Source organism: Leifsonia sp. T36S-04 (assembly GCF_042465655.1).
Classification (GTDB): Bacteria; Actinomycetota; Actinomycetes; order Actinomycetales; family Microbacteriaceae; genus Leifsonia.
Genome location: NZ_CP146286.1, coordinates 3062187 through 3077826 on the forward strand (window position 1 = coordinate 3062187; position 15640 = coordinate 3077826).

Genomic DNA, 15640 nt, shown 5'->3' on the forward strand with positions numbered 1-15640 from the left:
CATGCAGAGAAGTGACCTCCCCGACGGCTTCATCGTCGGGACGGCGACGGCGTCGTACCAGATCGAAGGGGCGACCCACGAGGACGGCCGCGGTGAGAGCATCTGGGATGCGTTCGCCCGCGTCCCCGGCGCGATCGCCGACGGCAGCACCGGCGACGTCGCCGACGACCACTACCACCGCTGGCCGGAGGACGTCTCGCTGGTGTCCGACCTCGGGTTCGACGCCTACCGGTTCTCGATCGCGTGGCCACGCATCCAGGCCGACGGCACCGGAGCGCCCAGTCGCGCCGGCCTCGACTTCTACCGCCGGCTGTCGGAGTCGCTGCTGGAGCAGGGCGTGACCCCGTGGGCGACGCTGTACCACTGGGACCTGCCGCAGGCGCTGGAGGATCGCGGCGGCTGGCTCGACCGCGACACCGCCCGCCGGTTCGCCGACTACGCCGCCATCGTCGCCGAAGAGCTCGGCGATGTCGTCTCGGACTGGATCACCCTGAACGAGCCCTGGTGCTCGTCGTTCCTCGGCTACGGCAGCGGGCACCACGCTCCCGGCCGCACCGTGGGCACCCGCTCCGCGCACGCGGCCCACCACCTGCTGCTCGGCCACGGCCATGCGCTGGAGGCACTGCGCGCGACGGTCCCGGCGGCTCGCGTCGGGACGACGCTCAACCTCTACTCGGTCCGTCCGGCCGGCGACTCGGAGGCGGACTCGGATGCGGCCCGCCGCATCGACGGTCTCAGCAACCGCCTGTTCCTCGACCCGGTGCTGACGGGCTCCTACCCGGCCGACGTGCTCGACGACCTGGGCGAGACCGAGTGGTTCGCCGAGCACGCGACGGACGACGACCTCCGCCGCATCTCCGCGCCGATCGACTTCCTGGGCATCAACTACTACAGCCGCCACACGGTCGCCTCCGGTTCGTCGCCCGCGGCGGATGCGCCGGCGAGCGCCTATCCGGGCAGCGAGCACGTCCGCTTCGTCAAGACCGGCGCGCCGGTCACCCAGATGGGCTGGGAGATCCACCCCGACGGGATGGTGGACGTCCTCCGCCAGGCGAACGCTCTCGCCCCCGGCCTCCCGCTGTACATCACGGAGAACGGCGCCGCCTATCCCGACCGCGTCGACTCGGACGGCGAGATCGACGACCCGCAGCGTGCCGAATACCTGGAGGCGCACTTCGAGGCCGCCCGGAACGCGGTGGCCTCGGGGCTGCCGCTGCAGGGCTACTTCATCTGGTCGCTCATGGACAACTGGGAGTGGGCCTGGGGCTACTCCCGCCGCTTCGGCATCGTCCACGTCGACTACGAGACACAGAAGCGCACGCCCAAGCGCAGCGCGCGCTGGGTCCGGGACTTCCTCCGGGACGCCGTCCCCGCCCCGCGCTAAGCATCCATGGGTCGCGACACGCCGTTATCCCGGCCGGATAACGGCGTGTCGCGTCCCACGGATTCCGGACGGGCGATCAGGTCGCACGGACGATCGATCGGGTGCGGGATGGTGCGGCGCGCCAGGCTGGGAGCATGACCGTCGACACGTCCCCTTCCCCCGGCACTGCGTCCGTCCCCGCCGTCTCCGGAGTCGCGCGCCGCGCGTCCTGGGGCGGAGTCGTCGCCCTGATGCTGGGCGTATTCGCCCTCGTGACGGGCGAGTTCCTACCCGCCAGTCTGCTGTCCCCGATCGCTGCGGGACTGGGTGTCAGCGAGGGGACGGCCGGTCAGGCGGTCACGGCGACCGCCCTGATCGGCGTCGTGGCCGGACCGGCGATCGGCCCGCTCGTGCCGCGGCTCGACCGGCGCATCCTGCTGGTCTCGCTGGCCGTGCTCGCCGCCGTGTCCAACCTGCTCGTCGCCGTCGCGCCGCAATTCTGGCTGCTGCTGGCCGCCCGGGTGCTGCTCGGGATCGCCATCTCCGGCTTCTGGTCGATGGCTGTCGCGGTTGCCGCGCAGCTTGTGCCCGCGGAACACCTCGGCCGGGCCATGATGATCGTCAACGCCGGCGTCTCCCTCGCGACCGTTGTCGCGGTGCCGCTCGGTGCTTTCCTCGGGGCGGTCTGGGGCTGGCGGGCCGTGTTCGTCCTCGTCGCGGTGATGTCCGTCGCGGCCGCGGTGGCACAGCTGCTGCTCCTGCCGCGTGTCGCTCCGGCGCCCGGGTCCGGTGTCCGGACGCTGTTCACCGCCCTCCGCTCGCCCGTGATGATTGTCGGGCTGATCGGCATCGCCCTTCTCGCCGGGGGACACTTCGCGGGCTTCACGTACATCCGTCTAGGCGCAGCCGACATCCCGGGTCTCACCAGCGGAGGCCTCGCCATCCTGCTGGCCGCCTACGGGATCGGAGGGTTCGCCGGGAACATCGTCGCGGGCGTCGTCGCCGACCGGCGCCTGCGCACCGCCCTGGTCGTGATGCCCGCCGTGCTGGGAGGAGCGGTGACCGTGTTCGCGCTGCTGCCCGATCAGGTGCCGCTCGCCTTCGCCGCCGTGGTCCTGTGGGGCTTCGCGTTCGGCGGCATCCCGACTCTCGTGCAGACCTGGGCGGCACGCACAGAACCGGAGCGGATGGAGGCGGCGGGCGGTCTGGTCGTCGCGGCCTTCCAGCTGGCGATCGCGCTGGGTGCCGCCGCGGGCGGTCTGCTGGTCGACGGCGCAGGCGTCAAGGAGGCCCTGGTCGCCGGTGGGATCGTCGCCGTGCTCGGCGGCATCCTCCTGGGAACCGCGCGCCGTCGCGAATCCGCCTAAGCGCTCAGGGCGGCGGCGGCCGGGGCGGGGGCGGTCGAACGCGCGACCTCGCCCCTGCGCCAGGCCGCCGGGCTCACGCCGGTGACGCGGCGGAACGCGCGGCTGAAGGCGACATCCGACCCGTAACCCAGGCGGTGTGCCACCTCACCGATGCTGAGCCCGTCATCCCGAAGCAGTTCAGCAGCCTGCTCCACGCGCACGGCCGCCAGGTAGCGGCTGGGCGAGGCGCCGACGAGCTCGCGGAAGCGCTCCGCGAACACCGTGCGGGAGGCGCTCGCGACGCGTGCCAGCCGATCCACCGTCCACGGCTCCCCCGGCGCCTCGCGCATCGCCGCGACAGCGCGAGCGATGTGCGGGTCGCGCACGCTGACGAGCCACTGGTCGGAGGCGCACCCGTTCTCCACCCACGACCGTACGGCTGCGGTGGCGATGACCGTGGCGATCCGGCTCGCCATCAGGCAGTTGCCCGCGCGCATCCCGCCGAATTCGAGGCCGAGCGTCTGGATGAGCGGGCCCATGTGCGGCTCGCGTACGACGAACCCGCAGGCAGTGAGCGACGCAGGGAGGGCGGAGGCGAGAGGTAGACCCGGCGCGGTCGCCGTGTCCAGCTCGCCGGAGGCGACCACCGAATCGCGCTCCGCACGCACCCGGTGCGCATCGGACTGCGGCAGCATCAGGAAATCTCCGGCTTCGAGGCGCAGCGGCGCCGCTCCCCCGGTCACCTGCACGGCGCCGGAAACGACGTAGTGGAACCGGACGCGTCCCCGCGCCACGCTGACCGCGGTCCCGGCGGCGAGATCCCGCTGTTCGAAGTCGAGCAGCGTCCACTCGAGACGCGCCAGGACGCGCTCCAGATCGTCCGCTGCAGCGCGCGTCGGCGCGGGAAGGGCCGCCTCTGTCATGGCAGAGGCAACAGCGAGGCGGCGGGACCCATTCCCGGCCACCACGCGTTTCGCTCCATTGCCTCGCGGGCTGCGGAGGCAGTAGCGTGCGGCTGGATCGGCTCGCCGGTGAGCCGGGAAGGCAGGTTCCCATGTTGGTCACGGGTTCGTCGCAGGCGGGGTTCGACGAGGCGCTCCAGGACGCCATTTCGCAGCAGCCGACGCAGGGCGATGTGCCCCGGCGCTACGAGATCGTGCGCACCTGGGTCGACATGGGCGGCATCGTCGGCACCTGGTATCGCTGTGACGTCGCGGTCACCGGACCGGACGTCCCCGACTCCGACCAGGGCTGAGGGACCTCACCGCCGCAGCACGCTCGGGCGCGGCAGGTCCAGCTCCTCGAGGAGGTCGCCGAGCATCCGGTCGAGCTCGAAGCCGGCCTGTGTGATCTTGTTGTTGCCGAAGCTGCCGAGGGTGCTGCTCGGCTGGTCGACACTGAGCACCGTGCTGCCGGCGCGGGTCGCGTGCAGCTCGACGCGCAGCGGGGTGTACAGCAGGGCGCCCGGGTCGTGCCGGAACATCCGCGCCGCCGTGGCGTAGTCGCCGATCAGGTAGACGGCGCTCGGGATGTCCGCCCCGCCGACGCGCATCACCGGCGTCGGGTGGTCGGTCCAGAACCGGACGAACCGGTGGATGCCGGGGCCGGCGGTCTCGAGGGTGAGTCGCCGCCACTCAGCGCCCTGCGACAGCAGCTCGCGCACGTGGGCGGCATCCACAGGTGGGACCTCGGCCTCGAACGCACGGCGAAGAGTCCCGAACGCGACCGCGGCCTCCACCTCGATCCGGTTCACCGGGACGGGGACGATGCGCTCGGACGCTGGAAAGGCCACCGCCCCATTCTCCCCCGCCGGCAGGCGCGTCAGCGTTCGCACGCGACGGGCGCGCACCGCCGGATCCACCGTCGGAGACAGCTGCACGAATCTCCGACAGGCCGCGGTGCGTCGGAGATGAGGTGCAGAAGTCGGGAGCGCGTCCGACTGTGGCTCACGGATCTCCGACGGTAGCGGGCTCCGCCCGCAGCCCGCGCCCGGCCGATCAGCCCAGGCCCGTGACCCCGCGCTTCCTCGGCACCTCGGGAAGCTCGGCCGACGTCCCGCCGTCCCCGAGCCGCGCGTAGTGCGCGCGCTCCCGCTCGAGGGTGTCCGTCTCGGGCGACCCGAATCGCGCGGGGTCCGGTCGCTCGGTATCCTCTTCGACGGTCAGCAGCCCGTCCGGGTCCCTCGGGTCGCGCACCCCGGTCAACCGCACGTCGATCGTAGACTTGTCCTCGTCGTGCCCGTGCCGGTCCTCGTCCGCGCCTGTCGCATCCATGACCCCACCTTCGGCGCACACGCGCGACGGGGCAAGGGGGTCAGGCCGGTCTGCTCGCGCGCAGCGTGTAGCTGAGCGGCGCGTCTCCCTCGAGCGCCGCGAGTGCGTATTCACCGTCAGGGCGCAGCAGCATCTGCCCCGGAAGCGCCTCCCACGGCACGCTGTCGTGCTCCTCCAGCAGGTCGATGCGGAGCCCCGCCCGGATGAGCGAGGTCACGATCTCGCCGAGGGAGTGATTCCACTCGTAGGTTCGGGTCGCCGTGATCGGCCGGGTCGTCTCGACGTATGTCGAGTCGTCGTCCCACTCCAGCGGCTGCTCGCGCTCCCAGTAGGGGAATCGGAGGTGGAGGTCGTCGTCGAGCCGCTCATCCATCGACCAGAGGATGGGATGCCCCTCTCGCACGAAGAGCGAGCCCCCGGGTGCCAGCAGCGCGGCCACGACTTCGGCCCAGCGGTCGACGCTCGGCAGCCAACACAGCGCTCCGACGCCGGTGAAGACGAGGTCGAACGCTCCGGTCCCCAGAACGGCGGCGGCGTCATACACGTCGGCGACGACGAACTCCACCTCGTCCCCGGTGTCCGCCACGAGCCGACCGGCCTCCTCGATGGCGTTCGCCGAGAAGTCGAGTCCGGTCACGTGCGCACCGAGACGCGCAAGCGAGAGCGTGTCCGTGCCGATGTGGCATTGCAGGTGAACGGCTCTCAGTCCCTCCACGGAGCCGAGGCGCGGGAGGTCGAAGCGGACGACATCGGAGATCGCCTCACGGTCGTCGATGTATCGCGACACCCGGTAGCCGTGCTGACCGCGGTCGGCGTGGAGGGTCGCGCGCTCGTCCCAGTTGGCGCGGTTCGCGTCGGTGTACTCGGACATCGGGCACCCGTCCTTCCGCCCGGGCGGAGTCGCCGAGCCTGTCAGCTTAGCGGAACGTCCTCTCCGGCGACCGCGAGCGGGCACGGCCAGGCGACGTGAGCGCGGTCTCATCGCCCCGGTCGGCGCGCACGAGCGCGATCCCGCCCAGGATGAGCACTCCTCCCAGCAGCTGCAGCGGGCTGAGCGCCTCGCCCAGCAACAGCCACGCGTAGAACGTCGCCGCCACGACCTCCAGCAGTCCGGTGAACGACGCCAGGCGCGAGCCGAGGAGTTCCGTCGCCGTGATGCTGGCCGCATACGCGATCGCGGTCGCCACGACCCCGACGACGAGGAGCGGCACCCACCACGCGGTCGGCCGGCCGAACAGCGGCACGTCGGCGAAGCTCACCGTCACGGGCAGCACACCGGTGGCTCCCACGATTCCGAGCGCGAGGCCGCCCAGGAGCAGGCCGCCCGAGGCCAGCGCGACCGGCGGCAGCCCGTCGCTCGGCCGCGCGGCGATCAGGTAGAACCCGGCACAGCCCACCATGGCGAGGACCGCGAGGAGGAGTCCCAGCGGGTCGAGGGCGCCCGCTCCTCCGGGAGAGACCACAAGGACCAGCCCGGCGACCGCGACGACCGACCCGGCCACCACGACCACTCTTGGGGCCTTCCGGGTACGCGCCCAGACCACCAGCACGAGGAGGACCGGCGCGAGGTATTCGACGAGGATTCCGGTGCTGACGGGGATGCGCTGGATGGCGGCGAAGTACAGCACCTGCGTCCCTGCCACGCCGACCAGCGCCATCCCGAGCAGCCGCCAGCGCCCGCGCCAGACCGCCGCCCACCGGCCGCGCACCGCGATGAGGGCGAACGGCAGCAGGACGATCCCGCCGATGAGCGCGCGTGCCGTGACGGCCGCCACCGGTGACCATCCGCTTTCGAGCAGCGGCTTGATGAAGGCCCCCGACATCCCGAAGCTCGCCGCCGCGACGATTGCGATGATGAGGCCGAGAGTGGCCGGGTGCCAGTTGCGCATGGGAATTCACCTGTCAGGATTGAAAGGGATGATGGTCCTGACGCTAGTCTTGTCCGGAGTAAGGAGTCAACTTGCAATTTGCCCCTGACACGGTCGATGCTCTCGAGTTCGCCGTCGCCCTCTGCGACACCGACCCGGGCGCCTCCCGCAGCGGCGAGGACGAGCTCGCCACCGTCGAGCAACTCGCCGCGCTGCTGGTCGAGAACCGCTACTCCGGCCGCGTCGACGGCGACGAGGCCGAGTTGCAAGATGTGCGCGCCACACGCGAACGCATCCAGCGCACCTGGGCCCTCGACCGCGATGCCGCGGCCCTCGAAGTCAACGCCATGCTGGCCGAGGCCCACGCACTCCCGTACCTGATGCGCCACGACGGGTTCGACTGGCACCTGCACGCGACCGCTCAGGATGCGCCGCTCGCCGAGCGCATCCGCGTGGAGATCGCGCTCGCGCTGGTCGACGTCATCCGCTCCGGCGAGACGGGACGGCTCCGGGTCTGCGGGGCGGACGACTGCACGGGACTCGTGCTCGACCTCTCGCGCAACGGATCGAAGCGGTTCTGCAGCGTCCGCTGCGGCAACCGGATGAACATGATCGCCTTCCGGGCACGGAAGGAGCAGGGCGCCTGAAAAGCCCCCCTCCTACCGTCGGGGATTCGGTCGCATCCTCTTCGAATCTCCTGCGTGACTGCCAATCGAAGGAGAATCGCACGTCGATCTCCTTCACTGCGCGGGTGAGGCGACCTCCGCCGGGTCCGCACCCTCTGCGCCTTGCGCTGACGGACGCCGGTCGACCGGCTCCAGACGTACCAGGACCACCCCCGCGAGGATGCAGGCGCCGCCCACGAGCTGCAGGGGCGCGGGCTGCTCGCCGAGCAGCAGCCACGCCAGGGCCGCCGCGAACACCACCTCGGTCAGCCCGGCGAACGAGGCGAGCCGCGACCCCAGGCGACGCGACCCGGCGAGACTCAGGGAGTACGCGACCGCCGTGCCGACGACGGCGACCACGGCCATCGGCAGCCACCACGGCAGGCTCGCGCCGCCGAGCGTCACCGGCTGCGCCGAAACCGTGAGCGGCAGCAGTCCGGTCGCGCCGACCGCGGCTGTCGCTACAGCACCGACCAGCAGACCCGAGCTCACGAGCGCCAGCGGCGGGAGCCCCGGCGCGGGCGCGGCGGACAGCACGTAGTAGCCCGCCAGGCACACGGCCGCCGCCAGCGCGAGCGCGATGCCGAGCGCATCCATGGCCCCGCCGGAGGCGAACGGATCGACGACCAGGATCACCCCGGCCACACTCGCAACCGCCCCGGCCACCACGACGAGCCGGACCGGTCCACCGCGCAGCCACCCGAGCGCCACCAGCAGTACCGGAGCGGTGTACTGGATCAGCAGCGCGACGGCGACGGGCAGCCGCTGGACCGCGGCGAAGTACAGCACCTGCGTGCCCGCGACCGCCACGAGCCCGTACGCCAGCACGAGCTTCCCGTTCCGGAGCAGTGGACGCAGCTCCCCCCGCAGCGCGACGAGCGCCGGAACCACGAGGATGAGCCCCCCGAGCGCGACCCGGACGGCCACCGCGGCGGCCGGCGACCATCCCGCATCCAGAAGCGGCTTCAGGAGGATGCTGCTCGTGCTGAACGACAGCTGCGCCGCCAGCATGGCCACGAGACCGGCCGCCTGACGCCCCACCGGGTCAGAAGTCCGAAAGGTTGCCGCGGATGCCGCCGTTGCCGTACTCGGTGCGCAGGATGCCACGCCGCCGGAGGACCGGGACGAGCTCGTCGAGGTAGCGGTGCAGAGTGACGGGGTGCAGGTCGCCCGAGAAGATGAAACCGTCATTGTCGGCCTCGTCCCCGATCTCCTCGATGAAGTCTGCGATCTGCTCCGCCGTCCCGACGAAGCCCGCCCGGTCGGCGATCCGCCCCTTCACGACCTTCGGTGCGATCAGCTCGCGGAGCGTGACGCCGTCGCGGATGCCCTGCTTGCCGAACAGCCCCTTGATGCTTCCCTGCGAGACGTGGTCACCGAAGACGGACACGTCGAACGGCTCGTCGAGCGACAGCACGGTCAGATCGGTCTCGAGGTCGCTGGACTGGCCGGCGAGCGCCCGGTACAGCTCCTCGTCGGTGGGATGCTTCGACGCCTCGACGACGCGACGCGCCTCCTCGTCGCTCGGGACCACCTCGGGCTTGAAGACGAACAGCACCTTGATCGAGTCCGGGTTCCGGCCGGCGGCGATCGCAGCCTCCCGGACCTTCGTGCGGTAGTCGCGGATGCTCTGCGCATCCAGCGGCGCGAGCGCGAGCTGCACATCGGAGTGCGTGCCCGCGAACGCGATCCCGCGCGGCGACCCTCCCGGCGAGACGATCGCCGGGTCGCCCTCGGTGAACGGCACGGCGTTCAGCGGCCCGGCGAGGCGGAAGTACTCCCCGTCGTGCTCGAACGGGCGGATCTTCGAGCCGTCCGCGAAGTGGCGCGTGGCGGCATCCTGGACGAGCGCACCGTCGTCCCAGCTGTGCCACAGCCGGCGGATGACGGTCAGCCACTCCTCCGCCCGGTCGTACGCCGCGTCGTGTGAGAGCGCAGGAAGGCCGAGGTGCCGGGCGCTGCCGACGTCGGTGACGACATTCACTCCGAACCGGTGACCGCTCAGGTGGTGGAGGCTGGCGAACTGCCGGGCCGCGACGTACGGCGGGTAGGCGCCCGCGTTGATCGTCGGCGCGACACCCAGGTGCTGCGTGGCGTCCAACAGATACGGCGAAAGGATGAGCGGATCGTGCTTCGGGCCGCCGTAGGCCTCGCGAACCCGCAGGTCGAGCGTATCCGGGAACCCGAGCGACAGCGCATCCTCGATGATGACGAGGTCGAGACCGGCCTGCTCCAGCTCGCGCGCCGACTGCTGGTAGAGGTCGGGACGGGTCCAGTCGTAGCCCCACTCCCAGTAGGGGTGGCCCCAGCCTTGCGGGCCGAACCCGCGGCTGAAGAACCAGCCGAAGTGCTGCAGGCGTGCCATGTCTCCTCCTACCGTCCCGCGGCGGCGACCACCGCGTGCGTCACGATCGTGTCCGCCGCGACGGCGTCCGCCGCATTCACCGCGGCGAACCCGCGCGCCAGGTCGGCGATCAGGTCATCGGCGTCCTCCAGCCCAATGGACAGGCGCAGCAGGCCGTCGCTGATTCCCGTCTGCTCGCGCACGTCGCGGTGCAGGTGCGCGTGCGTGGTGGAGGCGGGATGCAGGATGAGCGAGCGCACGTCCCCGATGTGGGTCATCCGGCTGAACAGCTCGACGGCGTCGTAGAACCGCTCGGCGGCGGCGGTCCCACCCGCGATGGTGAATCCGAGCACCGCGCCCTGGCCGCGTGGCAGATAGCGCAGGGCGAGTGGATGCGCGGGATGCGACTCCAGGCCGGCGTAGTCGACGCGCACCACTTCGGGCTGCGCCTCCAGCCAGCGGGCGACCGCCAGCGCCGTGTCCGACTGCCGCTGCACGCGCAGCGAGAGCGTTTCGATGCCCTGCTGGATGAGGAACGCGTTCATCGGCGACAGCACCGGCCCGAACAGGGACGCGATCACCGAACGGGCGAACGCCGTGTAGGCGGCGGCGCCATGCTCCTGCACGTAGCTCGCCCCCTCCAGCCACTCGTCCGGAGCCGTCAGGTGCGCGAACGGCGACGAGGCCCAGTCGTAGCTGCCCTGGTCGACGATGACGCCGCCGAGGGTGGACCCGTGACCGCCGAGGTACTTGCTCGCCGAGTGCACGACGATGTCCGCACCATGGGCTCCCGGCCGCAGGAGGTACGGGGTGGCCAGGGTGTTGTCGACGATCAGCGGGATGCCGCTCTCGTGCGCCACTTCGGCGACGCCTTCGATATCCAGGATCTCGTTGCCGGGGTTGGCGATCGACTCGCCGAACAGGACGCGGGTGCCGGGCCGAATGCGGCGGCGCCACTCGTCGAGGTCGGTCGGGTCGTCGACGAACTCGATCTCGACGCCCAGCCGGCGGAGGCCGTTCTCGAACAACCCGCGGGTACCGGAGTAGATGCTCTGCGCCGAGAGGACGTGGTCGCCCGCCTGCACCAGCCCGAGCAGCGCGACCGTGAGCGCCGCCTGCCCACTCCCGACCGCGATGGCTTCGCGACCGTGCTCCAGTGCGGCGACGCGGCGTTCCAGGGCGGCCGTGGTCGGGTTGCCCGAGCGGCTGTAGGTGTAGCCCGCCTCGTCGCCTCCGAAGCGGCCCTCCGCCTGGGCGAAGCTGTCGAACTCGAACCCTGCGGTCAGGTAGATGGGCGTGACGCGGGCGCCATGGGCGGCGTCGCGGGACTCTCCCGCGTGGACCTGCGCTGTGCTGAACTCCGGCATCCCCCTATGGTGCGGTACGGCCCGGTCACGCCGTCCCACTGTTGCGGAAAGCTACGTTACTATTACGTCACTATGCGAACAGTGCGTTCGCATAGTGAACGACTTACGACGAAGTGAGGACCCTGTGCAGTTCCATCACCACGGTTACGTCTCCGGCGACCCGAACATCCACGAGCCAGCAGGCACCGGCATCGACCGCCCGGCCGACCTGCCGGACACCGTCGATGTGCTGATCGTGGGGAGCGGACCGGCCGGCATGATCGCCGCGGCGCAGCTCGCGCAGTTCCCCGGCGTGGTCACACGGCTCGTCGAGCGCCGGCCCGGCCGTCTCGCCATCGGCCAGGCGGACGGCATCCAGGCGCGCAGCGTCGAGACCTTCCAGGCGTTCGGATTCGCCGAGCGGATCATCGCCGAGGCCTACCGGATCACCGAGATGGCGTTCTGGAAGCCGGACCAGACCGATCCCTCCCGGATCGTCCGCACCGCCCGTCCCGTCGACGACCCCACCGGCGTCAGCGAGTTCCCGCACCTGATCGTCAACCAGGCACGCGTGCTCGACTACTTCGCCGAGGTCGCCGCCAACTCCCCCTCGCGCCTGACGCCCGACTACGGCTACGAGTTCGTGAGCCTCGAGGTCGGCGAGGGCGAGCATCCCGTCGCCGTCACCCTGCGCCGGACGGTCGGGCCCGACGAGGGCGCCGAGCGGGTTGTGCACGCCAGGTACGTCATCGGCGCCGACGGTGCGCGCAGCAAGGTCCGGGAAGCGATCGGCTGCCACCTCGCCGGCGATCAGGCCAACCACGCCTGGGGCGTCATGGATGCGCTGGCCGTCACCGACTTCCCCGACATCCGCACCAAGTGCTCCATCCAGTCGGAGGCGGGCAACATCCTGCTCATCCCACGCGAGGGCGGGTACCTGTTCCGGATGTACGTCGACCTAGGCGAGCTGCAGCCGGGAGACAACCGCGCCATCCGCTCCACGACGATCGAGCAGATCATCCAGAAGGCGAACGACATCCTGCACCCGTACACGCTCGACGTGCGCAACGTCGCCTGGCACAGCGTCTACGAGGTGGGCCACCGCCTGACCGACCGCTTCGACGACGTGCCGCTGGACGAGGTGGGAACCCGCACCCCGCGTGTCTTCATCACCGGCGACGCCTGCCACACACACAGTGCGAAGGCCGGCCAGGGGATGAACGTCTCGATGCAGGACGGCTTCAACATCGGCTGGAAGCTCGGCCATGTGCTGGACGGTCGGGCTCCGGAGGCGCTCCTCGCCACCTACTCCGCCGAGCGGCAGGTCGTCGCGAAGGACCTCATCGACTTCGACAAGGAGTGGTCGACGCTGATGGCGAAGAAGCCGGAGGAGTTCGCCAGCCCCTCGGAGCTGGAGGACTTCTACGTGCGGACGGCGGAGTTCCCGGCCGGCTTCATGACGCAGTACTCGCCCTCGCTGATCGTGGGTGACGCGGCGCACCAGGACCTCGCGACCGGCTTCCCGGTCGGCAAACGGTTCAAGTCCGCACCGGTCGAGCGGGTGTGCGACGGCAACCCTGTCCACCTGGGCCACCACGCCCGCGCCGACGGCCGCTGGCGCATCTACGTGTTCGCGGACGAGGCCGCTGCCGGGCAGCCGTCAGCCGTCGCCGACCTGGCCGAGTGGATGCTGTCCGCCCCCGAGTCGCCGCTCGCCGCCACCCCTGAGGGCGCCGACCCGGACGCCTGGTTCGACGTGAAGGTCATCTACCAACAAGACCACACGGCCGTGGACCTCGGGCTGGTGCCCCGGCTGTTCCTCCCTCGCGTCGGGCCGTTCGGTCTGATCGACTACGAAAAGGTCTACGCGAGCGACCCCGCGAACGACATCTTCGCGGAGCGCGGCATCGACCGCACCGGCGCGATCGTCGTGGTGCGGCCTGACCAGTACGTGGCCGCCGTGCTGCCGCTCACCGCGACGGACGAACTGGCCGCGTTCTTCCGCCCGATCCTGCGGAGCACCGCGCTCGCGAGCTGAGGTCGGCGGCCGCCCCGCTCGCCGATCCTTGCGACTCACAGGGTCCGAGGGTTGTCGACGCGTCGAATAGACGACCATTCAAGCGCTGCGGAGATAGCTGTCGAAGGCTTCGCGGATCACTTCGCTGCGTTTGACATGCTCCTGCTCTGCGAGCAGTCACCCGAGCATCCAAATCGGCCGAGAGGCGCACATGTGGCACCGGCGACTCCCCAGCAAGCCGCCCCTTGCTCAGCGGGGCCTCGGAACCAAGCGCAGGGATATTGCTGCTGGCTAACTACGCGAGGGTGTACCCGACCATTTCTCGCGCGCACTCTCCAGCGCTTCTAAGGTCCGAGTCGACCGCGAAAATGACGGAGGAAACACGCCCCCGAAAGTCTCCGACCCGAAGGATATTTGTACCCTGTCGTCGTTTGGCCCGCCAAGGTCCGCTTGGACAACGTATTGGGGAAGGGGCCCGCTACCGGCCGCTAGCTGAAACGGTCCCAGGTTGTTCCAAGCGAGAGTGAGCAGCTGGATTGGCTCTTCTCCATTCTCGCGTGGCGCCCAGACAGAGAGACCCCGCTCCCCCGCCACAACCGTCACAAAGTAGGGAATATCCCGGTAAACCAAATTCGGCTGATCTAAGTCAAACATTCCGCGGAAGTCGTCTCTGCGCGCGTTCTCAACGAGCAGCTCGGGATGCTTAGCGCGGAAGTGTGACCGTAATTTGGCCGCGGGTCGGACCCAAAGCCAAATCGCGAAAAGGGACCCGAGCGTCACGAGGCCCACAATCGCGCCCCCGAGTATCAACTCGTTGCGAGCTCCGAGGGGTGAGGATTGCATCCGGCCGATCATCAAAACGACCAGGAACGCCAACCAGGCAAGGCCGAACGCGTAATACGCAACCCATCGACTTGTCATCCGTGAAGCGTCCCTCGCTGCCTACTCCGATAATCCTGGCGCGCTGAGCGATTCTCTCTGGATGCGCTTGAGAATCCGGAAGTACTTTCGCTGCGACGGGCCATAGTCGCGAATGTAGCTGCCTAAAGATTGAGCGATATCGAGACGCCATCGAAGGGGGACGCCGTCGATTTGTGCGGCCAAGCTTGCGGCTAAGTCACGACTGGGATCGACATTGCGAAGACGGATGCTCTGTGGCGGAGCCTGCATGTAGTACCTGTCTTCATCTTCCGGCTTGAATTCCTTGTCTAGGTCTTCGTAAACGCGTTCGATGACCGCGTCCATGGCGAGGTCTAGTTCGACCAGTTGACGTGGACTGAGCGCGTCCAGTCGATGCCGAAGCTCGGGGTCAAGATACACAGCACTGTCGTCGGGATCGACTGTGTTGAAACCGAGGCCAGTGGGCTTCCACATCAGAACTGCCTCCACCGGTAGTGACGTGTGCCAAGGTCGCGAACGTTCTTCGTCTTCACGTCGACATGGTAGTGATCGAGCCCACCGCCACCAGCGGCGAATCGCGCTCGGACTGCTCGCTACTGAAACTCGCGCTTGGGACGCCTCGGTGCTGATGCGGATTGTGGCGGGGATTGCACTGGTGATCACGACAGTGCCCGGCACAATGCTCACGTCTTCTACCACCACCAGTCCAGCGTCAGCTTCGTCGCTGATGGCATATTTCGACGACTCGCGATGGTGAGTTCGAACGGAAATCGTGCCAGGTTGCGTCCTTCCGATCTTTCGACAACGCCCGTTGCACTGAAGATTGCACCTTTGAGAGCAACATCGCGAAGGTCTATCCGCGCATCATGTATTACGTCGCCCAACACCTCCAGACGGACGACTAGCGCTTCAGAAGCGGCGATAGGACGGGAAACGTAGTGACCACCCATTTCGGCGAGGCCCTCCTCGTGTCCAGCCGTTGATCTGCCAGTGCCACTTTGGTCCCACGATTCTGAACGGGTGGGGCTTCACATCGTAGTGGACGCACAACCCCTGTGCCCTTGACGAATGTCGTACGAGCCAACCGCGCGCTATGTTTTCAGTTCCGCCTCGCCGGCTGTTTCGCTTCTCGCACCCATTGGCGAATCTTGTTGACCGCTGCATCGCTGTGATGCGTGACGGACTCGAGCGGTCGTGGTCTGCTCCATAGCGCTGTTACGGGGGTGAGGACTACCTTGCCCGCACTGGTCTGCCAACGAATCCATACATAACCCTTGGACACCCGCACGACTGCCCGAGCAGGGATTCGACGGGACCACAAGATTCCCACTATCACGATGTCAGAGCCAGCTCTTCGAACACCAGCAAAAACGGTCCAGCGGATTAGGGCATACCCGCCAACAGCAAGCACAGCGACTAGCACGAACAGGCCACCCGGCGTCGGAGACGCAAGATAACTAACGAAAGACGCTCCGACGACAATCCCTATAGGGACAACCATTGCTATGCGCTGGATCC

General features: G+C 69.3%; 14 protein-coding genes. 5 read left to right on the forward strand and 9 right to left on the reverse strand.

From position 1 onward, the window contains the following. Nucleotide 1 precedes the first annotated feature (1 nt). The gene (locus P3F85_RS14915) at nt 2-1384 is read left to right on the forward strand and encodes a GH1 family beta-glucosidase (RefSeq protein WP_374008631.1); all 1383 of its coding nucleotides are present in this window, start codon (nt 2-4) and stop codon (nt 1382-1384) included. A gap of 134 nt (nt 1385-1518) precedes the next feature. After that, nucleotides 1519-2730: an MFS transporter gene (locus P3F85_RS14920; protein WP_374008632.1), complete on the forward strand. Its 1212-nt coding sequence runs from the start codon at nt 1519-1521 to the stop codon at nt 2728-2730. Here P3F85_RS14920 and P3F85_RS14925 read toward each other — a convergent pair. After that, nucleotides 2727-3632: a helix-turn-helix domain-containing protein gene (locus P3F85_RS14925; protein WP_374008633.1), complete on the reverse strand. Its 906-nt coding sequence runs from the start codon at nt 3630-3632 to the stop codon at nt 2727-2729. The two genes, P3F85_RS14920 and P3F85_RS14925, sit on opposite strands and share 4 nt — an antisense overlap. A gap of 131 nt (nt 3633-3763) precedes the next feature. On the opposite strand from P3F85_RS14925, the gene P3F85_RS14930 reads away from it, so the two are divergent. Continuing rightward, complete coding sequence (locus P3F85_RS14930) at nt 3764-3964, forward strand: hypothetical protein (protein ID WP_374008634.1); 201 nt, start codon at nt 3764-3766, stop codon at nt 3962-3964. A 6-nt stretch (nt 3965-3970) separates the two neighbouring features. On the opposite strand, the gene P3F85_RS14935 is transcribed toward P3F85_RS14930, so the two are convergent. From P3F85_RS14935 to P3F85_RS14950, 4 genes are all read right to left on the reverse strand, one after another. Then, a complete protein-coding gene (locus P3F85_RS14935) occupies nt 3971-4501 on the reverse strand; it encodes a hypothetical protein (protein WP_374008635.1) in 531 nt (176 codons plus the stop codon). A 205-nt stretch (nt 4502-4706) separates the two neighbouring features. Beyond that, nucleotides 4707-4982 (reverse strand): hypothetical protein, encoded by a 276-nt coding sequence (locus tag P3F85_RS14940; protein WP_374008636.1) that lies wholly within the window; start codon nt 4980-4982, stop codon nt 4707-4709. A gap of 40 nt (nt 4983-5022) precedes the next feature. Beyond that, nucleotides 5023-5853, reverse strand: a complete 831-nt coding sequence (locus tag P3F85_RS14945; protein WP_374008637.1) for a class I SAM-dependent methyltransferase — start codon at nt 5851-5853, stop codon at nt 5023-5025. A 46-nt stretch (nt 5854-5899) separates the two neighbouring features. Further along, the gene (locus P3F85_RS14950) at nt 5900-6871 is read right to left on the reverse strand and encodes a DMT family transporter (RefSeq protein ID WP_374008638.1); all 972 of its coding nucleotides are present in this window, start codon (nt 6869-6871) and stop codon (nt 5900-5902) included. A gap of 71 nt (nt 6872-6942) precedes the next feature. Here P3F85_RS14950 and P3F85_RS14955 point away from each other — a divergent pair, with 71 nt between their 5' ends. Beyond that, nucleotides 6943-7497 carry a CGNR zinc finger domain-containing protein gene (locus P3F85_RS14955; RefSeq protein ID WP_374008639.1) on the forward strand — a complete coding sequence of 185 codons (555 nt, stop codon included), beginning with the start codon at nt 6943-6945 and terminating at the stop codon, nt 7495-7497. A 93-nt stretch (nt 7498-7590) separates the two neighbouring features. Here the strand turns inward: P3F85_RS14955 and P3F85_RS14960 are convergent, their stop codons facing one another. The 3 genes from P3F85_RS14960 to P3F85_RS14970 are packed head-to-tail and all read right to left on the reverse strand — an operon-like array spanning nt 7591 to nt 11226. Continuing rightward, complete coding sequence (locus P3F85_RS14960) at nt 7591-8556, reverse strand: DMT family transporter (RefSeq protein WP_374008640.1); 966 nt, start codon at nt 8554-8556, stop codon at nt 7591-7593. 4 nt (nt 8557-8560) lie between these two features. Next, nucleotides 8561-9880, reverse strand: coding sequence for an NtaA/DmoA family FMN-dependent monooxygenase (locus tag P3F85_RS14965; protein ID WP_374008641.1), 1320 nt, complete (start codon nt 9878-9880; stop codon nt 8561-8563). Nucleotides 9881-9888: 8 nt separating this feature from the next. Next, nucleotides 9889-11226: an O-acetylhomoserine aminocarboxypropyltransferase/cysteine synthase family protein gene (locus P3F85_RS14970; RefSeq protein ID WP_374008642.1), complete on the reverse strand. Its 1338-nt coding sequence runs from the start codon at nt 11224-11226 to the stop codon at nt 9889-9891. A 124-nt stretch (nt 11227-11350) separates the two neighbouring features. Between P3F85_RS14970 and P3F85_RS14975 the strand changes: the two genes are divergently transcribed. Next, the gene (locus P3F85_RS14975) at nt 11351-13243 is read left to right on the forward strand and encodes an FAD-binding monooxygenase (RefSeq protein WP_374008643.1); all 1893 of its coding nucleotides are present in this window, start codon (nt 11351-11353) and stop codon (nt 13241-13243) included. 921 nt (nt 13244-14164) lie between these two features. On the opposite strand, the gene P3F85_RS14980 is transcribed toward P3F85_RS14975, so the two are convergent. Next, nucleotides 14165-14596, reverse strand: a complete 432-nt coding sequence (locus P3F85_RS14980) for a hypothetical protein (RefSeq protein ID WP_374008644.1) — start codon at nt 14594-14596, stop codon at nt 14165-14167. Nucleotides 14597-15640: the final 1044 nt, after the last annotated feature.